This is a genomic window from Candidatus Villigracilis vicinus (assembly GCF_016702885.1).
GTDB lineage: Bacteria > Chloroflexota > Anaerolineae > Anaerolineales > Villigracilaceae > Villigracilis > Villigracilis vicinus.
Window position 1 is genome coordinate 45,033 of sequence record NZ_JADJDD010000027.1, and the last position, 19,573, is coordinate 64,605.

Annotated in this window: 21 protein-coding genes; 4 read left to right on the plus strand and 17 right to left on the minus strand. The window is 51.5% G+C overall.

Translation table 11 applies throughout. The features are described from left to right. Window positions 1–240: 240 nt before the first annotated feature. Window positions 241–1,098, minus strand: a complete 858-nt coding sequence (locus IPG80_RS19755; RefSeq protein WP_345110785.1) for an alpha/beta hydrolase — start codon at window positions 1,096–1,098, stop codon at window positions 241–243. 114 nt (window positions 1,099–1,212) lie between these two features. Beyond that, on the minus strand, window positions 1,213–3,684 hold the full coding sequence (locus IPG80_RS19760) for an alpha/beta fold hydrolase (protein ID WP_345110788.1): 2,472 nt from the start codon (window positions 3,682–3,684) through the stop codon (window positions 1,213–1,215). A 70-nt stretch (window positions 3,685–3,754) separates the two neighbouring features. On the opposite strand from IPG80_RS19760, the gene IPG80_RS19765 reads away from it, so the two are divergent. After that, window positions 3,755–4,081 carry a DUF1992 domain-containing protein gene (locus IPG80_RS19765; RefSeq protein WP_345110791.1) on the plus strand — a complete coding sequence of 109 codons (327 nt, stop codon included), beginning with the start codon at window positions 3,755–3,757 and terminating at the stop codon, window positions 4,079–4,081. A gap of 320 nt (window positions 4,082–4,401) precedes the next feature. Next, window positions 4,402–6,045, plus strand: a complete 1,644-nt coding sequence (locus tag IPG80_RS19770; RefSeq protein ID WP_345110794.1) for a ribonuclease J — start codon at window positions 4,402–4,404, stop codon at window positions 6,043–6,045. Between the two features lie 24 nt (window positions 6,046–6,069). On the opposite strand, the gene IPG80_RS19775 is transcribed toward IPG80_RS19770, so the two are convergent. The 5 genes from IPG80_RS19775 to IPG80_RS19795 form a co-directional block, all read right to left on the minus strand. Then, window positions 6,070–6,342 carry an NUDIX domain-containing protein gene (locus IPG80_RS19775; protein WP_345110797.1) on the minus strand — a complete coding sequence of 91 codons (273 nt, stop codon included), beginning with the start codon at window positions 6,340–6,342 and terminating at the stop codon, window positions 6,070–6,072. After that, window positions 6,315–7,103 carry an A/G-specific adenine glycosylase gene (mutY, locus tag IPG80_RS19780; protein ID WP_345110800.1) on the minus strand — a complete coding sequence of 263 codons (789 nt, stop codon included), beginning with the start codon at window positions 7,101–7,103 and terminating at the stop codon, window positions 6,315–6,317. The genes IPG80_RS19775 and mutY overlap by 28 nt, the downstream gene beginning before the upstream one ends. Before the next feature lie 25 nt (window positions 7,104–7,128). Further along, entirely contained in the window at window positions 7,129–9,567 is a 2,439-nt protein-coding gene (locus IPG80_RS19785; RefSeq protein ID WP_345110803.1) for a glycosyltransferase family 39 protein, read from the minus strand. A 65-nt stretch (window positions 9,568–9,632) separates the two neighbouring features. Beyond that, the gene (locus tag IPG80_RS19790) at window positions 9,633–9,935 is read right to left on the minus strand and encodes a hypothetical protein (protein ID WP_345110806.1); all 303 of its coding nucleotides are present in this window, start codon (window positions 9,933–9,935) and stop codon (window positions 9,633–9,635) included. Window position 9,936: 1 nt separating this feature from the next. Next, window positions 9,937–10,584 carry an MBL fold metallo-hydrolase gene (locus tag IPG80_RS19795; protein ID WP_345110809.1) on the minus strand — a complete coding sequence of 216 codons (648 nt, stop codon included), beginning with the start codon at window positions 10,582–10,584 and terminating at the stop codon, window positions 9,937–9,939. A 131-nt stretch (window positions 10,585–10,715) separates the two neighbouring features. On the opposite strand from IPG80_RS19795, the gene IPG80_RS19800 reads away from it, so the two are divergent. Together IPG80_RS19800 and IPG80_RS19805 are read left to right on the plus strand one after the other, a co-directional pair. Next, on the plus strand, window positions 10,716–11,603 hold the full coding sequence (locus IPG80_RS19800) for an EamA family transporter (RefSeq protein ID WP_345110812.1): 888 nt from the start codon (window positions 10,716–10,718) through the stop codon (window positions 11,601–11,603). A 20-nt stretch (window positions 11,604–11,623) separates the two neighbouring features. Further along, window positions 11,624–12,349, plus strand: coding sequence for a family 16 glycosylhydrolase (locus IPG80_RS19805; protein WP_345110815.1), 726 nt, complete (start codon window positions 11,624–11,626; stop codon window positions 12,347–12,349). A gap of 52 nt (window positions 12,350–12,401) precedes the next feature. On the opposite strand, the gene IPG80_RS19810 is transcribed toward IPG80_RS19805, so the two are convergent. From IPG80_RS19810 to rpsD, 10 genes are all read right to left on the minus strand, one after another. Next, window positions 12,402–13,031, minus strand: a complete 630-nt coding sequence (locus IPG80_RS19810) for a prenyltransferase (RefSeq protein WP_345110818.1) — start codon at window positions 13,029–13,031, stop codon at window positions 12,402–12,404. A gap of 14 nt (window positions 13,032–13,045) precedes the next feature. Further along, a complete protein-coding gene (locus tag IPG80_RS19815; RefSeq protein ID WP_345110821.1) occupies window positions 13,046–13,432 on the minus strand; it encodes a hypothetical protein in 387 nt (128 codons plus the stop codon). 106 nt (window positions 13,433–13,538) lie between these two features. Next, window positions 13,539–14,531, minus strand: coding sequence for a hypothetical protein (locus IPG80_RS19820; RefSeq protein ID WP_345110824.1), 993 nt, complete (start codon window positions 14,529–14,531; stop codon window positions 13,539–13,541). 59 nt (window positions 14,532–14,590) lie between these two features. After that, window positions 14,591–15,676 (minus strand): nucleoside triphosphate pyrophosphohydrolase, encoded by a 1,086-nt coding sequence (gene mazG / locus IPG80_RS19825; RefSeq protein ID WP_345110826.1) that lies wholly within the window; start codon window positions 15,674–15,676, stop codon window positions 14,591–14,593. 108 nt (window positions 15,677–15,784) lie between these two features. Next, window positions 15,785–16,177 (minus strand): 30S ribosomal protein S9, encoded by a 393-nt coding sequence (gene rpsI, locus IPG80_RS19830; protein ID WP_345110828.1) that lies wholly within the window; start codon window positions 16,175–16,177, stop codon window positions 15,785–15,787. 15 nt (window positions 16,178–16,192) lie between these two features. After that, entirely contained in the window at window positions 16,193–16,636 is a 444-nt protein-coding gene (gene rplM, locus IPG80_RS19835; protein WP_345110831.1) for a 50S ribosomal protein L13, read from the minus strand. Window positions 16,637–16,654: 18 nt separating this feature from the next. Beyond that, window positions 16,655–17,410: a tRNA pseudouridine(38-40) synthase TruA gene (gene truA / locus IPG80_RS19840; protein WP_345110834.1), complete on the minus strand. Its 756-nt coding sequence runs from the start codon at window positions 17,408–17,410 to the stop codon at window positions 16,655–16,657. A gap of 72 nt (window positions 17,411–17,482) precedes the next feature. After that, window positions 17,483–17,860: a 50S ribosomal protein L17 gene (rplQ, locus tag IPG80_RS19845; protein WP_345110837.1), complete on the minus strand. Its 378-nt coding sequence runs from the start codon at window positions 17,858–17,860 to the stop codon at window positions 17,483–17,485. A 3-nt stretch (window positions 17,861–17,863) separates the two neighbouring features. After that, complete coding sequence (locus tag IPG80_RS19850; protein ID WP_345110840.1) at window positions 17,864–18,832, minus strand: DNA-directed RNA polymerase subunit alpha; 969 nt, start codon at window positions 18,830–18,832, stop codon at window positions 17,864–17,866. Between the two features lie 74 nt (window positions 18,833–18,906). Continuing rightward, complete coding sequence (rpsD, locus tag IPG80_RS19855) at window positions 18,907–19,560, minus strand: 30S ribosomal protein S4 (protein ID WP_345110843.1); 654 nt, start codon at window positions 19,558–19,560, stop codon at window positions 18,907–18,909. Window positions 19,561–19,573 lie beyond the last annotated feature (13 nt).

Sequence of the window (19,573 nt, forward strand, 5' to 3'; positions counted from 1 at the left end):
CGATAGACAACAGACCATTGACCATGGATAAAAGCCCCGCTTCATCCATAATGTTGAGTTGTTTCTATACTCTCTAAACCAATAACAATGCTGAAAACTTTTCTTAAACAATGACCCCGAAGGGGTGTCATAATCTAAAACGATCTATAACACCCTTCGGGGTTTGAAATTCTATCCTCAAAATTTCTATAATCCTGTCATCCCTTCGGGATTATTCCATCCATGGTCTACCGTCCATCGTCAGATCTTGCTCAAGAACTCCATCACATGCGGGTTGAAATCTGCCGGGTGACATTGATGCGGCACATGTCCACAGATCGGAAAATGATGGGTCTTCACCAGGTTGGGCAGCATACCCGCCAGTTTCGGAAAAGAAGCAGGCGCAAGCGTTTGGTCGCGCCCGCCCCACAACAGCAAAGTCGGTTGGGTAATGCGTGAAGGGTCCATGTCCAGATGATGAAGCGTGCGCGGAATGTTGTAAATACCGGAAGAGGCGCGTTTGTAATCCAACGCCGTCTGGTAACGGATATGCTCGGGCAATACGTGCGTCTCACGATTACCAATATATCCACTGAAGCTGGTCACATCTACGAACAGGCGAAAGAGCCGGTAAGGTGTGCGCTCGATCAGTGTGGTATTGATCAATTGATGGCGGAACATCTTTTGCAAAATGGGCGGCAACTGCCCCATCGAATAGAACGGGTTGACGATCACCAGTGCTTTCACCCGGTCTGGGTTACGACGCGCATACAACATCGAAAGTCCGCCACCCAGGGAATGCCCCACCAACACCATCGGTGCTTTGATATGCAGAGAATCGATCCAAGCCGCGAAATCAGCATACGCATTTTCAACGGAATACTCATGCGCGCGCTCGGGCTTCTCACTCTCGCCATGTCCGAGCAGATCCAACGCATACCCGGCATAGCCAGCTGCCGCCACTTCAGGCATCAGGTCGTCCCAGTCATGCAGGGAAGCAGCCAGTCCATGAACCATCACGACCGGCAGTCCCACGCCCTGGTGTACATAATTCACTCTGCGTCCGTTTGGAAGCGTGATGCTGCGATATTCGATCTTATTCTTTGTTCTAACTTCCATTCTTATCTCACAAAGACGCCGCATGTATGGAGCGCGGCGCCTTAAAGTAATCATATTGTATTCAAATTAATGGCAGGTGAAATCTGAAACAATAATTTTGTAAGGACAGGTTCTTTACTCGCTGGCGATCTGCTTGCCGTAACGTTTTGCCAGCTCGCGCCTCAACACCTTGCCAATGAACGTGCGCGGGAATTCGTCCATAAAGATCACAAAACGCGGCACAAGGTGCGGCGGCAGGCGGCGTTTGCAATACCCGATCACAGATTCGGCACTGGGTTTTTCCCTGCCTGCGATCACAAAGGCAAAGGGACTGCCCGCCACAGCCACAACCGCCACTTCTTTCACCTGTGGGATCTCGTAAATGACCTCTTCCACATCGCGCGGGAAGGCAGGTTCCTTGCCGCCTTTTTCTGGATACCACATGTCGGCTTTGCGGGAAATGATTCGACAGAAACCGTCTTCGTCCATTTGGGCAACATCCCCGGTAAGCAGCCAGCCATCTTCGGTGATAACTTCTTTTGTTGCGGCATCGTTCTTCCAATACCCCAACATTACCTGCGGACCGCGAATGGCAAGCTCGCCGATCTGCCCATGTTCCATTTCTTTGCGCCCGGTCATCAGATCCACGATCACAGCTTCGGTGGATGGCAACGGGACTCCAATTGTTCCAAGGCGGCGGTTCTTGCCCAAGGGGTTGGCATGGGTGATCGGTGACGCCTCGGTCAGACCATAGCCTTCCACCAACTTACCCTTGGTGAGTTTTTCAAACGCTTCCTGCACTTCCACTGGCAAAGGCGCAGACCCGCTGATGCAGGCTTTTATCGTTCGAATGCCATACTTGCGCACACCAGGGAAGTTGTTAATGGCAACATACATGCTTGGCGATCCAGGAAAGATCGTCGGTTTATGCTTCTTGATGGATTTCAAAACGTCCAATGTCTTAAACTGTGGTTTGAGGATCAATGCCGCCCCAAGTGAAACAGGCACATTCAAGGCAGCGGTCATTCCATAGCTATGGAAGAAAGGCACAACGCACAAGAAACGTTCCTTGCCTTCATGGGCGCTCGGCAGCCAATGGCGCGTCTGCAATGTGTTGGCAACCAGATTGCGGTGCGAAAGCATAACCCCTTTGGAAAGCCCCGTGGTGCCGCCTGTGTAAATGATAGCCGCCATATCATCCGAGTGAACATCCACCCCCGGAGATTTTGTATCCTGTTGGGAAAGCCAGCGATTCCAATGCAAAGCATTACGGAAGTCCAAACCACGGTTACGCCAGCGTGAGATCAGATATTTCGGCAGGGACAGATATTGCCCAGGGTCGGTTAGAACTACATGCGGCACCCCTGCCCCATCTTGAATTTGCTTCGCCAACCCTGCCCACGTAGACATGGTCACCAGTACGCTGGCATCTGCCTCTTTGATCTGACGGATCAATTCCTCCGGCTCGGTCATCGGCGGGATCAACACCGCTGCACCGCCCGCTTTCAAAGTGCCATAGAACCCGATCACCATTTGTGGAATGTTCGGTAAAAGTAAAACCACGCGCGCACCCTTGCCAATTCCCTGCGCCAGAAGCGCATTGGCAAACCGGTTCACCTCATGATTCAAGGCACGATAGGTCATCTTTGAACCTTCAAAGAAGATCGCCGGTCTATCCGGGAAGCGCCGCACCGCCGAACGCAGGAGATGATGCGCAGGAATGCGCGGCACATCCACAGTATACGGCACGCCTTCTTCATAATGATTGAGCCAGGTACGTTCGCGCTTCAGGTCGTCGCGCTGGGCCTTTTGGATGACAAAGGCTTTGTCACGCCAGGTCTTTTTGGATTCGCCTTTTAGGAAATTCGCAATGGCACGGTCCACCGTCTCGCGCCTCTCGAGCATGACCATGTGACCGGATACGCCAATATCAATATCCTCTGCGCCGGGAATGGAGCCTGCTACCTTTTCGAACAGCGGGCGGTCAAAGACAATATCGCGATGCCCGCGAATAACGAGTGTAGGCACCACGAGCTGTGAGAATTTCTCCCAGCCACGCCAGATCGCCATATTGCGGTGATAGTACTCGCGCAGGGCATGTGGCGGAGCGTGCAGCCATCTCCGTGTAAGCGGACCAACGAGTCGCAGCACAGAAGCAGGCAGGTTCAGTCCCAGTCTGAAGAGCGGACTAAGTTTGAACTCTCCAGCAGTGGCAATGATGATAAGTTTTTCGATATGGTCAGGGTGGTTGAGGGCATAGTCGGTCACAACCGCGCCGCCGAAGGAATGTCCCACTAAAACAAAAGGCGGAGATACTTTCAACTGGGTCAGAGCAGTTTCGAGGTCCAGTTGGATGCGCGGCATGTCGTAGCCAGTAGAAGGCTTATCGGAAAGTCCATGCCCGCGCATATCCAATGCAATGACGCGATTATCCATCGCGAATTTTTGCATTTGGTAATGCCACTGTTCTGCCTTGCCGCCAAAACCATGAATGAAGACAATGGTACGCTGCGGGCTTGCCGGGGAAACATCAATGGCGGAAAGCCGCACGAGCGGGTCGGAAGAAATGCGTACTTCGTACCGGTAGAGATCGAAGTCTATGTCCATTTAAGAAGTTTACAGGAGACGGGGAAGATTGTCAATTTTTATTGTGAAATTAGGTATATAATGCCAAATTATGGGTTTTGAAAAAATTGTAGAAGCCATCATCAAGGAAGCGCAGGAGCGCGGCGATTTCGATAACCTGAAAGGCAAGGGGCAGCCCCTCGACTTGACGGCATATTTCGAAACGCCTGAAGATATGCGCATGGCTTATTCGGCATTAAAAAATGCGGGCATTGTCTCACCGGAAGTGGAGCTATTGCAGGAAATCGCTGCTCTTAAGGAACGGCTCACTGGCACTTATGAAGATGCCCAGCGCAGCCGTATCAAAAAGATGATCCGCGATAAAGAATTGCAGTTCAACCTGATGCTTGAGCGTCAAAAGCGGCAACGCCGTACGTAGTACCTTCGCTAAAACCTTCTTTGACAAATCTCCCCTGCCCTGCTATACTCTTTATCAGTTAAGTTGACTTTTCCTGCCAAATTCGGCAGTTTGTTTGAGAACAATCGTGTTTTACCGGCACCGATCTTCGCGAGCAAGTCAGCGAAGGTCTTTTTGTTTGTTTGAGGGAAAAGACTTTTGACATTTCAAAGTTTAGATCTGCAGGTTCTACTTGCAAAAAACCCCATAACACTTTCCTTGACTTTTACCGCATAGGCGGTTTACACCCAATTTGGGTACAAGTAAAAATTTGAAATTTGTGAGGTACACAGAAAAACTATATGAGTAGAAAAAATAAATTAAGAATTATCCCGCTCGGGGGCCTGGGCGAAGTGGGAAAAAACATGATGGCGTACGAGTACGGCAACGACATCATCGTGGTAGACGCTGGCATCATGTTCCCCAAAAATGACATGCTGGGCGTGGATTACATCATCCCAGACTATGAATATTTAAAGAAGCGCGCAAACCGCGTCCTGGGCTTATTCATCACCCACGGGCATGAAGACCATATCGGCGCGATCCAACACTTTATTGAAGATATCCCCGTGCCCGTCTACGCGACCCCGCTCACCCGCGGGCTGATCGAAGCCAAACTGCACCGCAACGGCGCACAGCACAAAGCCCAAATGAAGACCATCCAGGCAGGCGAGTCGACCAAGGTCGGTCCCTTCCTGCTTGAATACTTCCACGTCAACCACTCCATCCCAGATGGGGTTGGCATCGGCATCACCACCCCGGCAGGTCTCGTCGTTCACATGAGCGACTTCAAGTTCGACCAAACCCCGGTAGACGGCTGGCCCACCGATTTCGCCAAGCTCTCCGAATTCTCAAACCGCGGCGTGGACTTGCTCCTCTCCGACTCGACCAACGCCGAACGCCCCGGCTGGACTCCGTCCGAGTCTGTCATTGGTCCGGCATTCGATAAAGTTTTTAGTGAAGCCAACGGACGAATCATCATCGCCACCTTCGCCTCGCTGATCTCGCGAGTGCAACAGGTCGCTGACGCCGCCGCCAAGACCGGACGCAAGATGGCATTGGCTGGTCCGAGTATGGTAGACAATGTCAAGATCGCGCGCAAGATGAAATATCTTGAGATCCCCGATGACCTCATCGTGTCCATCGAACAGGCGCTGCAAATGCAGAACCACAAGGTGGTCATCATGTGTACCGGTTCGCAAGGTGAGCCTTCATCCATCGTTGGGCGTCTATCGGCTGGCACAAACCGTCAGTTCGACCTCAAAGACGGCGACACCATCGTCCTCTCCTCGCACCCGATTCCCGGCAATGAAGAGAGCATCAGCAAGACCATCAACCGTCTATTAAGAAGAGGCGCGAAAGTCATTCACGACGGCATCGCTCCCATTCACGTTTCGGGTCACGCCGCACAAGAAGAGCAAAAACTGCTCATCAACCTCGTACGCCCCAAGCACTTCATGCCCATTCACGGGGAACTGCGTCAGCTCATGCGGCACGCCGAACTGGCTCAACAACTCGGCATTGAACAAGAAAACATCATCGTCACCGAGAACGGTCAGGTGGTGGAACTGGTCGGCAAAAAGCTCATGCGCGGCGAACGCATCCCCGGCGATTACGTCTTCGTCACCGGCGAATCCATCGGCGACATCGACCACGATGTGATGAAGGAACGCAGTCAACTTGCCCGCAACGGCATCCTGCTGATCGACATCAGCATCGACAAGAAAACCGGTCGTTTGCTGCACGAGCCCGAAGTCATCACCCGCGGCTTCGTCTCACCAGAAGAAGCCACATCACTCATTCCAGAGGTCCGCAAACTCATCCTGCGCATGGTCCACAACGATGGCTTCGACGACGAAAAAGACATCATCAACGCGGTAAAGAGTTACCTGCATCAGCAAACCAAACGCAGACCGATGGTCTTCGTGACACTTAGTAAATCATAAACAAAAATGACCGTCGCAAGGCGGTCATTTTATTTGGCGGGCGATCTGCCGATCTACCTTGCCCATCGGGTACTCTTCCAACTCGCTCAACTTCACCCACTTCAAATTTTTATTTTTGGGGATTGAAACCTTTTCGCATTTGAATGGATGTACTGTCACCTTAAAATGACTATACGCATGTTCGACAACTTGCAACGCCTCTTTTTTCTTAACCTGAATCTGGGTTGCAGCTTTCAAAGCTTTGACCATCGCCTTAGCCGGGTCGCCATCTATTCTCGCGTTCGGGAACTCCCACATGCCCCCAGCAATCCCTCCGCCGGGCGTTGACTGAGCAGCACGCGCCCACGCTCCACGATCACCGCTGCCGCATGGACATAAGACGGCACCGCTTTCTTCGGCTTCAAGACCGGGCGCAATTCCTGTGTGCCGTTCTCACGGGATTTACACAAACTCATCAGCGGACACAGCAAACAACGCGGATTCTTCGGCAAGCAAATGGTCGCGCCCAGATCCATGAGTGCCTGGTTGTAATCGCCAGCCTGCCCTTTGGGCAAATTCTTTGCAGCCAGATCCCAGAGTATTTTTTCGCCTAGAGGCGAATCGGCAAATTCATCTACATCAAAGAGGCGGGAAAATACCCGCCGCAAATTCCCATCCAACGTGGCTTCATCCATGCCGAACGCCATCGAAGCGATCGCCCCGACGGTGTAGCGTCCAATTCCCGGCAGGCTGCGCAGGTCTTCCAGATCACGCGGCAATTCTCCGTTGAATTTCTCGGCAACCACCTTGGCAGCTTTGTGCAAATTTCTTGCACGGCTGTAATAGCCCAGCCCTTCCCAAGCGTTGAGAACATCCTGCTCATGTGCTGAAGCAAGTGCTTTGACGGTTGGAAATAACTGCATCCATTTTTCAAAATAGGGAATAACCGTATCCACCCGCGTTTGCTGAAGCATGATCTCCGAAACCCACACGGCGTACGGGTCGGGGTGGTCGCGCCAGGGGAGAATCCGCTTTTGGGTGTGGTACCAAGCCAGGAGCTGAGATGAGAGGCGGTTCATGGTCACCAATAAAAAGTTAGCAGGATCATTCAATCCGAACAAGGTTCTGCAAGAGGACGCTTTGGTACGACGCTTCACCAAATGAGATCACGCGTACATGCAGAAGGTCATTGTTGCCAGCACAAGCGAGGACTATGCTGTCTGCACCTTGGGGAAAATCCAGTAATTCCCGGGTTGGGAAGATCAGGTCCTGATGACCAGAGTTTATCAATACGAAACCAATTCGCGGAAAATCCTGAACAGCATAAGCTTGCCAAGGGTTTGCAGAAGAAAGCCCTTCGCCTCTCCAGTACATGCGCGGGAAAAGGATTCTGCCTTCCGAAAGGACTGCTTTGGGATGCTGCAGAAATACGCGAATCTCGTTTCCATCATATCCATCTGCTTCAAGTTTTGTGATCAGGTCATCCTGAGAAGCTGTATAACGCGGCGCAGCCAGTCCCTTTGCCAGCCAGGGTAGTGACCCAACAAATACAAATGCCAGGACAGGCAATAGATAATGCACGCGGAAATCGGCAAACTGAAGAGGACTGGCTTCCACAGTTTCAATTTGAGAAATGGGGTTCTTGTTTTTTGCGCCAAACAATAAGCTAACCGCGCCAAACAACTCAACGACACCTACCCCAAAGTAAAGATAAAAGACCCAGTCAACCGGCAGGTTGTAACGCCAACTTGAGAAACGGGCAATTCCATTGGAAAGGGCATACCCCACATTAAAGGCTAGCGGAATCAGGGAGAGCCAGCCCATACGCCGCCACGCCACACCAAATCCCAGTGCAGTGACCAGCAGGTAAACCAGAACCAGAAGGACGTTGTACCATTCCAGGTTACCATCCCAGGTCACCCAATACAAATTGACGGGTTCCTGCAATCCATTAAATGGCTTGATGAGAGGCAAAGCAAGCAATCCGCCGATCTCAGTATTGAGAAAATGCGAAGCGATAAAGTTCGTCACATACGCAGGGTTTTCAAGTGTGAAGGAAATAATGCGTTCTCGCACGCTGTCAGTTTCCGGGTTGAATTGGCTCAAGTCAAGATTGCCGGTAAATGCATATTGGCTATAAATAACTGCCACTTGATTAGGGTCGTCAAATGAAAATTGCCCGGAAACGGTATAGTTGTGGGTCAACCACGGCAAAACCACAAGCGTCATCGAGGCGGCAAAAACAATGCCAGCCTTGAGCCACTCACCCCATTTGAAGTTCATTACCAGCAATACCAGTACGAACAACACCGGTAAAGTCAGCATGGATTGGGTGCGAAACAAAAGGAAAACACCAAATGAGCCGCCTGCGATCAAGGTCGAGCGGAGATCGCGGCGCTCCAGCCACCAGAGCACGACCAGACAGATCAAGACGATACTAAACGCAGTCGGGAAATCCGTTGTGAAAATCCTGGAATTCGCCACACGGGTATTGGAGGCGATCCACAGTCCTGTATATTCTCGAAAAATGGCAAAGAGGGCAACTGTCACACCAGCGGCGGAAGAATGCAGTCTCTTTGCAAGGAAATACAAAGCAACCGGGAATAACGCCAGCACGAGCGATTGGGCGTAAATAATGGCAGGATAGTTCTGGTCAAAGAGCAGGTGCAGAACGGTCAGAAAAACTACGTATAACGGGCGTGGCGGAATGCCGCCAAAATAACCAGTTCCGATCAGCAGGCTTTGGGCAGAGAAATCATAAAACCCGGCATCGGAGTAAGGCAGAGGCAGGTTCGTGGGAGGAGTGATGGAGACGTAAAAGCTATTCTCAAGTGTATAAAGGGGAACACTTAGCCAGAGAACAGCGGCAACAAGGTATATCACAACCGGAAGAATTAAGTCTTCATATTGACTTAGGCGTGCCGTGTAATTTGTAAAAGACAATAACAAAGTGATAAGGCCAATTAAGAGGGCAAGCAAAAAATGCCAGCCTTGTATGGCAACCCCTGGTTCGCCCCAATAGGCAGTGTCAGGCTTGACACCGATCTGGGTGGTGGCAACGAACAAAAATACCGCCAACAAAATGCAAAGAGGCAGAATTGCCGCGAGATAAATGGGTTTACGGTCTGTCAATGCCTGCGGATGAAATCCATTTTTGAGGAGAAGGAGAACTATGGTCGCTTCGGCGGCAAGGAAGAAGAACAGCCAAAGCAACGGGCTCATCCGCTCGTAATATGGCAGGAAACGCTCCGGGTTGAGATAGCGCAAGAGGAACAAGAGCAGGCTAAAGGTCAAACCGAGAAGCGCAGAAGAATAAACGACCGATGTGGCATACAACCATTCGAAGCGAGAAGGGTTTCGGCGGGAATAAATACCCAATCCAATTCCAGAAACGAAGACCCCACCCATGATGCCAAGCAATGCAAGGCGCGCAAGAGAGAGCCCTTCAGATGGAACACGAAGGAGAGCCATAACGGCAAGTAGAGACTGAAATGCCGCGGCAAAGAAGAACCACGGCAGGAAGTTGAGGGATTTAGGTTTCATTGTTTCGTCACAAATGAACGCCGGTGCGTTCAAAGGCACCTGCGTTCATTTGTGCTTGCATATCGTTAGAATTGAAAACCAGTGCGAACCGGCACGACCTTATAGGAATAGTTCTTGACGTAGTTGAACAGGCGGTCTTGCAGCATACCCCATTCAGGAGAGGCAAGCACACGCCGGGCTTCGTGCGCATCAGTGGCGAGCAAGCCAACCTGAATTTGCGGGTAGGATCCGTAAAGGGTTGCCCATGCTTCGGCAGGCTGCAAACCAAGCCGCTGCACACCGGGCACGAATTCACCGATCACAAACTCAAAATATTCCTGATCGCGTTCTGCTGCGATATCCCAGGTCATGATCACTTTTACAGCCATACTACCCTTGTTGGTAATCGAGCACAACCACCTTCGTCTCCTGCGGCAGGGACGAGCGTGTGGCTTTCAAAGAAGGCAGGGATTCGATCTTGCCCAACCCCATTTCTTTGAGGAACTTGCTCAGTGGTTCAAGTTTGATCTTGGCGGCATCCGTGGAATAGTGCATGGGGATGACGATGTTCGGCTCGATGGTGCTGACCACTTCTGCGGCTTTGGCGGCATTGAGACTGTTCCCGCCTCCCACCGGAAGTAGCAAGACGTTGACCGTTCCCAGGGCTTCCACTTCACTTTGAGTGGGAACTTCCAACAGGTCGCCGAGATGTGCAACTGTGATGCCTTCGTAATCAAACACATATAAAGTGTTGCGAGACTTGTCTTTGGTCTTTTTGCCGCCGCCAGCCGTTTGCACAGCTGTAATAAAGACGCCGCCAATTTCGAATTCGCCCGCACCGTCAATAATATGCTCCGAGCCTTTGACCGCATCCATGTTATTGTGACCGGGCGCGTCGTGACTGACGGTGACAATATCCGCCTTTAGTTTGAGCGCGTCGTACCCAACTGCCTTGTGATCGAACGGGTCGGTGACGACGGTCGCATAGTTGCGTTCTGTCAGCCTAAAACAAGAATGTCCATACCAGGTTATTTCCATGTAACTAGTGCCTCCGAAGAGGCTATTATACCCGATGGGCACAAGTACCCTGGCGAAAAACGGGCAGGGTAACCACATCAAGATGGGCACACCAACCCGAATGTAGTATGCAAATTGTTATAATCGCTGCCATGTCCAAATCCAAAGTACTCCCCTATTTCGAAGCCTTGTTCGCCGTCCTTATTTGGGGCGGCACCTTTATTGCCACCAAGATCGCTCTACGTGAAGCCTCACCGGCCACCATTGTGTGGATCCGCTTCGGCATGGGGACGGTAATCCTTGGCATTGTAGTCACCATCAGAAAGCAGTTTGCCATTCCTGATAAAAGCGAGTGGTTGTACTTTGCCATGCTCGGCTTCCTTGGGGTAACATTCCATCAGATTCTACAAGCCACGGGTCTGCAAACTGCAAAAGCCACCACCACCGCCTGGATCGTAGCAACCACACCAGTCTTCATTGCCATTCTCGGCGGAATCGCACTCAAAGAAAAACTAAATGGACTTCAGATTCTCGGCATCGTGCTGGCTGCGTTCGGGGTTTTGCTCATCGTCAGTAAAGGGAATATCTCCGCCTTATTCACCGGCGAAGAAGGAACCTTCGGCGATCTGCTTGTCCTCATCAGTTCGGTAAACTGGGCGGTGTATACCATCCTATCGCGCCGGGAACTGGCGCGTCACCCCGCCGCACGGATGATGTTTTTCGTAATGCTATTGGGCTGGATCTTTGTCAACATTTGGATCTTCGGTTTTGGTCCGGGCATCAGCGAAGTTGCCAATTTGAGTTCCTCTGGCTGGGGCGCGATTCTCATCCTTGGCATATTCGGTTCAGGGTTGGCATACATTGCATTTTATGATGCCTTGCAGGAAATTCCCGCCTCCCAACTTGGGGCGTTCTTCAATGTCGAGCCGCTTGTTACTACTGTCCTTGCCTCCTTCATGATCAACGAGAAGATCACAGCCATCACGCTCATTGGCGGCGCAATTATTATCTTTGGAATTTGGCTGGTAAACAAAAAATGATGAGCCCAGAAGGATGAATTATGAAAGCAAGAACCACCCCGAATGCAAGCATTGAGAAAACAGAAAAAGGGTATTTGATGAAGATTCCCGCCGGAGATTCATCTGCCTATCGTTTTGCACAGATCGACGATTACTTTGGTCTGCCCCGTAAAAAGTTTCCGCATCACTCACTGACTTTGAGCCTGCGTGCACGGGTCTCGAGCCTCGCCATCCCTGGAACTTGGGGGTTTGGTGTGTGGAATGACCCCTTTGGCATGTCACTTGGCTTTGGGGCAAACCGTTTTCGTCTACCGATTCTGCCAAACGCAGCCTGGTTCTTTGGAGCTTCACAGGAAAATTATTTGTCATTTAGCGACAAACCCGCACAGGGTTTCCTCGCACAAAGTTTTTGCTCGCCAAAGTTTCATCCATCATTGATTCCTGCCGGGTTGGTACTGCCTTTTTCACCAAAGACCACCCGCCATATGCTAAGCAAGGTCGTCCTCGAGGACTCGTCCGTTCTCGAGGTGGATGTCACTCAATGGCATGTCTACAAGCTGGAGTGGAGTTCGAACCGGGTGGTTTGGTACGTAGATGAAGCCCCAGTGTTCGAGTCTCCCATAAGTCCGCATCCACCCCTGGGCTTGGTTATCTGGATCGATAATCAATACGCAGCTTTCGACCCAAAGGGTAAAGTTGCCTTTGGAGTGCTGGAAGGGAACGAGGAATGGATGGAGATCGAAGATCTAGTGGTGCAAAATATATAAAATAAAAGAGGCTTCCAAATGGAAGCCTCTTTTTTATGCACGCAATTGCAATTTAGAACAAACCGGTCCAAAAACCAGGCAGGAACTTGGCGATCAAAAGCTCAAGAACAAGACCCAGAATGAGATAACCACCAAACTTACGATTATGCTGGAACGCAAAACCGGAGAACCAAACAGGCCAGGCGGGCCACCCCTCAGGCGCTTCTGTGGGCTTAGGTTTGTTCATTACTCCGATCAGCATAAGGGCTTCCTTATAGGCAAGGAAGATCAATAACATGACCGGTGTGAAATAACCATCCAACACAAGGTAAAGGGTGACGAGGTAGATCAACACCACTGCCACCTGATTAACTCGGCGGGCATTCGCCTCCCCTACACGGACCGGAAATGTGCCGACACCCTTGGCTTTATCGGGGTCGTGCTTATCAATATGTTTGGCAACGTTGATGGTGCCAACGCTTAAGCCGAACGGGACCCCGGCAAGGACTACATTCCAGTCCCAGTTGCCAGTAAGTACAAAATACACACCACTGATCAAGATCGGACCCCAAATGAGAAAGATCAAAAATTCGCCGATCCCCCAGTATTTAAATGGGTATGTATAAGCCAGCAAAACGATCGCGCCGAATATGAATAAGCCGAGAGTGGTAGTGTTGAAACCAGTATGATAAAGCGCATACACACCCGCCAAAGTGGCTAGAAATCCGCTGGCAATGAACCACCGAATGGACGTTGACGTATCCCAGAATTTTTGAACCAGGGATGCACGCCATACTGGGTACGGAAGTAATTATCACGATCAACACCTCGAGTGTAATCGGTATAATCATTGAGAATATTATTGGTGCCGTGCGCAATGAACAAGCCAAGGGTCACAATAATAAAGGTCAGCCAATCGAATGCCCCATCACGTGCAGCAAGAATCCCGGCAATGACTGAAGAATAAACTGTAACTAATGTAACAGCCGAACGAGTGGCGATCAACCACTTTGAAACGATATCCAACCCATCCCACTCTTTTTTGTCGTCCATCTTAATGAGCTGCCAGGACGCTTTTCGCCACATAGCAAAGTTGATATGCATTCTTTTCTCTCCTTGTTAATAATAAAAACGCTCTCCATATCCTGTACGCAGGATATGGAGAGGCATTATACAATTTTTAACCAAAGAAGGGAACGTCAATTGATCTTTATTCGCAGTTTATCACAATAAAATTCACGTTTCTGATCACTGCAGGTCCATGGATCGACTTGAGTTGGAGAGATTCATTGTCTACATACCCTGCAACCATGCCGGGAGGTACCTGAATCGTATAGGTTGTAACAGCGCTAACAAGTTGCCAAGCTGGGTATTGGGTGGTCTTTTCCCAAAGATCAGCACTTCCGCCAAAGGTCTTTGCAGCTCCTGCCGCATTCCTCGGGCAGGATGCTTCTGATACATTGCTTTTGCTGACAGTCGTATCTGGCAGACCTAATTGAGGTTGCACCCCGTCTGGTATCAGGTTTGTAAAATCGATCGTGGTATTTGAATCCTCTTCAACAATGGCTTCTGGGGTGGCTCCGCTTGTCAGTTCAGTAAATGTCCCGCTCAAGAAAAACCAGGTAACAAAGGCACCGACCAGAAGAAACATCGAAACGCCAGCAATCATCATCACCTTTTGGCTTTGCACACGGGCGGTCGCTTCTACCTGTTGCTTCAAACGCGTGCAAGCAGCAATAGCTTGCTCATGTGTAGCGCCTGCCTGCTGTAGGATCATTTCGATCACACCAGGCTTGTTGCCCATACGGTACATGGTCAGTGTCCGGCTCCAAACCTCCTCATCTGTCAAAGGCGCTTTGGGAGCAGACGGTGGTTCTTGTTGAGGAACAAGAACCTGACTTCTTGTTGGTTCCTTGCACTTACTTTCAATGATTGCATGAATAGCCCCCGCATCAACCCAACGGCGCAGCAAGGCTTCTTCAGCGGACTCAAACCGGTCTGGCAAATACTTAATCCGAATTTCCCTGCCCCCATTTTCCACTTCAAATGAAACTTCACATTTGGGGCAGGTTAAATAATCTGGTAGATCTGGCAAATGCATTACCTTAAGCGGTTTAGCGCCACAAGCCGGGCAGCGCCCATTGCTTGCCCACAGATCGGGTATATCCCACTTTGCAGTTGACTGAGGTTTTTGTGCTTCCATAACTGGATTCTATATGCTTCTGTTTGTGAAAATGCTTACAACTCACAAACAATTGTACATCACAATCCTATTTTTTTTGCTTCATCCCAAAATGCGTCCATCTCTTCCAGTGTCATGTCTGATAAATTACGCCCTTGTGCCTTGGCACTTTTTTCCACGTACCCAAAGCGGCGCTTGAATTTCAGATTCGCCTCACGCAGGGCTGATTCAGCATCCACCTCACGCCATCGAGACAAGTTAACAAGCACAAAGAACAGGTCACCCAACTCCCCTTTTACCTGCTCCAGGTTTTCAGCCGCCTTGATCTCCTCGATCTCCTCACGGACTTTTTCCAGAACATCGTCGATCTCGGACCAGTCAAAGCCGACGCGTGCCGCCCGGTCCTGATACTCCTGCGCCTGATTCAAAGCAGGCAGCGCAGCAGGAACTCCATCCAAGATGCCTTTGTCCTCTTTTTTTCCGCCTCTTTCCTTTTCCTTCAACTTCTCCCAATTTGTGAGCACATCATCCACCCCATTCAGTTTCACATCGCCAAAAACATGCGGATGCCTGCGGACGATCTTATCGTAGATACTTTTTGTCACATGGGTCATGGTAAATTCGCCAGACTCATATGCGATCTGTGAATTCAAAACGATCTGAAGCAATAGGTCGCCGAATTCCTCCCGCATTCCATCAACATCGTTGGCATCAAGCGCAGACAAGGTCTCGTAAGATTCTTCGAGTAAATGCTTGCGCAAGGTAGCATGTGTTTGCTCTTTATCCCATGGGCATCCATCTGGCGCACGCAAATGGGAGACGATCTCGGCAAAGGCTTCAAAGGACGTCCCTTCGCCCAATGAAGGAACAAAAAGCGACACGGGATACACAAGATCCGCGCCTCCGAACCCGGCAAGGCTTGTTTCGGTCACCCCTGCTTTTCCCACAGCCGACACTGTATGGCTATCCGCATAGACAATTCGCAACACAAGTGCAACCTGACGAGCCAAATCCGGCGAGTCAATACCGAGGATCAGCGTGTCAATATCAGGCGGGGTCGGTGGGTAATGCCGCAACGTAAAACTCTGAGCGGAGAGCAGGGTCAGTTTCGAGGGCGGAGTGAGGCGCAGCATCTCAAAAACAGAAGTGACGAGTGAAAAGTCCATGAGTTTTTATCCTTTATCGTTAAACGCGTAATCCGTAATTCGTAACTCGTAAGTGATTACGGATTACGTATTACGGATTACCCACAGGGTATTACACCCCAAAAAATTTTAACGCTTGGTGTAGGTCGGAGCCTTGCGGGCTTTCTTAAGACCGGGCTTTTTGCGTTCCTTGATGCGGGCATCACGGGTAAGCAAACCCTTCTTACGCAGGGCGGAAGTCCAATCCACGTTCATGCCCTGGAGCGCGCGGGCGACACCGAGACGAACTGCATCTGCCTGTCCAGCCACACCACCGCCGTTGACCAGAACGGTCACGTCGTACTTGGCAGCTGCCTCACCCACCGCGCCAAACGGGCGGAGGATGTCCTGCAAGTCGCCAAAGCGGGTGAAGAACGCAGCGGCGTCCTTTTCATTCACAACGAATTTTCCGCTGCCGCTAGCCACACGAACACGGGCAGTGCTCTCTTTGCGGCGTCCGATACCTTCGAAATACTGAGCCATGTTTTCTTTCCTTCTTTATTCCAAAGCCTTGAGTTTTTGAGCGCCATGGGGATGTTCAGCGCCGCCATAGATCTTCAAACGCTTGAGCACGGCGCGTCCCATACGGTTGTGCGGGAGCATGCCCCATACCGCATCGCGCAGTGCGCGATCGGGATATTGAGCGAGCTGGTCGCGCAGGGAAATGCTTTTCAACCCACCGGGGTAACCCGAATGGCTGTAGTAGATCTTGGAAGTAAGGCGGGACTCGGTCTTGGTTCCGGTCACTGTCACATTCTGTGCGTTGACCACCACAACAAAGTCGCCCATCTCCACGCCAGGCGTGAAGGTTGGCTTGTGTTTTCCAAGCAAAACGTGCGCAATGCGCGCAGCAAGACGCCCAAGGTTCTTACCCTCTGCGTCAACGAGTAACCAGTCGCGCTGAATCTCAGCGGCCTTCGGATAGTACGTCTTTTGTTGCACTTTCGTCTCTCCGTTTCTTTATTTTCTATTCAGTGATCCATATTCGACATCGATCAAGCTCAAACCATGTGCAGGAGCCAATCCAGCAGGAAGTTTTGCCTGCCCTTTTAACGCAAGCTGAACTTCTTCTACCAAACCTCTTCCCTGCGCGACAGCCGCCTGAACGAACACCAGCCTGCGAACCATTCGATATAGGAACGCATCTGCCCGGACCTCGAACTGCCACTCTCCATTGGGCTTTCGTCTCCACTCGGATTCTGTCACCGTGCGGGTCGTCGTCCCCTTTTCAGAGGTCGCTGAACCGAAGGAGGCAAAATCATGTGTGCCGAGGAAGACTTCCGCCGTCTGGTTGAGAGCATCACCATCGAGTCTTGGCCACAGGCGCCATGCAAACCTTTCCCGCAATGGGTCACGGATGGGTTCGCAGAATAACCTGTAGCGGTACGCTCGCGAGAGCGCATCAAACCGTGGATGGAAATCCGCATGAACGGGCTTTATCTTTCTCACAGCCAAATCAGCAGGGAGTTTTGCATTGAGCGCATGCAACAATCGGTCCGCTGGGTGCGACCATTCGTTGAAATCGAATGCTGCCACCTGCCCCGTTGCATGGACGCCGGTATCGGTCCTGCCCGCCATGATGACGGATGTTCCCATCCAACCGATCTGATGAAGGGCGTTTTCGAGCTCGCCCTGTACCGTCCGGGAATTCGCCTGTCGCTGGCTGCCGGTAAACCGGGCGCCGTCGTAGGCTAGGATCACTTGGTAACGTGCCATTTACACTAACCAGTGACCAGTGGACAGTAAGCAGTGAAAAACTCACCGATTACTGTTTACTGATGACTGTTCTTACTCTTCTACAAGTTCAAGGACAACCATCTCAGCGGCATCGCCGAGGCGTGGTCCGAGTTTGGTCACGCGGGTGTAACCACCGTTGCGTGAAGCAAAGCGAGGAGCGATCTCATCGAACAGGCGCTTGATGATCTGATTATCTCCCAGTTTGGAGATGGCGACGCGGCGGGCGTGAACCTTCTGGTCCGCGCTGGCATCGGCGCTGTTCTTGGCGAGCGTGATGAGGCGTTCAGCGTCGCCGCGAATGGCGGCAGCCTTGGCCTTGGTGGTCTGGATGCGCTCGTGTGTGAAGAATTGTTTGATCAGGTTGCGGCGCAGAGCGATACGTGAGCTCTTGGTGCGTCCCAATCGATAACCTGCTACTGAATGTCGCATTTCTTAGTTCTCCGAAGGTTGGTCTTTCAAAAAGCCTTTTTCGCGCATTTTATCGCGAAGCTCATCGAGGCTCTTTTCACCGAAGTTGCGAATGGACATGACTGCAGACTCGCCTTTTTCAAGGAGTTCGAGTACGTCACCCACAGTGGTGATGCCGGTGCGCTTCAACGAGTTGAAAACGCGTACCGAGAGATCGAGGGCTTCCACTGGCGTTTCTGCCAGTTCACTGCTCAGGCGGCTACCGGAAGTTTCGCGCTCAATTGCCACCGTCAGCATTTCCTCGTTCACACCAGCGATATAGCGGAGGTGATCAATGAGGATGCGGGCTGAGGAGCTGAGAGCACGTTCGGGTGAAACAGTGCCGTCTGTCCAGATTTCCAATATAAGTTTGTCGTAATTCGTGCTCTGTCCAACGCGGGCAGATGCAACTTCCCAATTGACACGCTTGACCGGGCTGAAGATCGCATCAACTGGCAATTCGCCAATGGGTGTATGCCCGGAGCGGTCGTTGGCTGGAGAATAACCGCGCCCGCGTTCGACGACGAATTCGACGTCAAGCTTGGTCTTGGGGTTATCCACGGTGAAGAGATACGTATCAGGGTTGACGATCTCGATCTCGGCGGGGGTAATAATGTCCGCCGCGGTGACCGTTCCCTCGCCGCGTACTTCCAGGTGCATGCGGGCGCTGTCTACGCCATCCATTTTGATGCGAACCTGTTTGATCTGGAGCATCACCTGAATGACATCTTCGCGCACGCCGGGGACGTCGCTAAATTCATGCAGCACATCCGCAAAGCGTACCGATGTGATCGCTGTGCCTTCCAAGGAGGAAAGTAGGACACGCCTCAGGGCGTTTCCGAGCGTTACACCGTAGCCGCCTTCCAGCGGGCTGATAATAAATTTGCCGTAGTTTCGAGCTTCTGCTTCGCGCTCGATCTTGGGCATGACCATGTTCGTAATGAGACCCGTCACGGTTCACCTTTCCCTGTTGATCATGCTCCGGGTCGAGGACCAACTTGCAGTCCGGACCCGAAGCGTAAGAAGGATTAGCGTCGGGAGTAGTATTCGACGATCAACTGTTCGTCGAGACTTCCGTCAATTTCGGCGCGTTCCGGCATGCGAGCCACAGAACCACTCATCGCTTTCAGATCGCGGCTGAGCCATGTAGGGGCATTGCGCTTTTCAGCGTAGGCGTTCAGTTCTTTGAAGTAGGAAAGTTTGCCGGAGCCTTCACGCACTGCGATCACGTCCCCATCGGAGAGAAGCATCGAGGGAACATCAGTGCGGCGGCCGTTCACCGTGAAGTGACCATGGGTCACGAGCAGGCGAGCCTGCGCGCGGCTGGAGGCAAAGCCGAGGCGGAAGACCACATTGTCGAGGCGGGACTCAAGGATTTGAAGCAAGTTCAAACCGGTGAGGCCGCGGCGAGTGATCGCCGTATCGTAATAGCGGCGGAACTGGCGTTCGAGCACGCCGTAGATACGGCGAGCCTTCTGCTTGGCGCGCAACTGGCGGGCAAAGTCGGAGGCGCGACCGGTCGAACCGGGGTTACCGCGACCAGCGGTCTTGCCATGCTGACCAGGTGCAAAACTGCGTCGTTCAAACGCGCATTTAGGAGTAAAACAGCGCTCGCCTTTGAGGTAGAGCTTTTCGCCCTCACGACGGCAAAGTTTACAAACCGGACTTAATGATTTAGCCATAAATAAACAACCT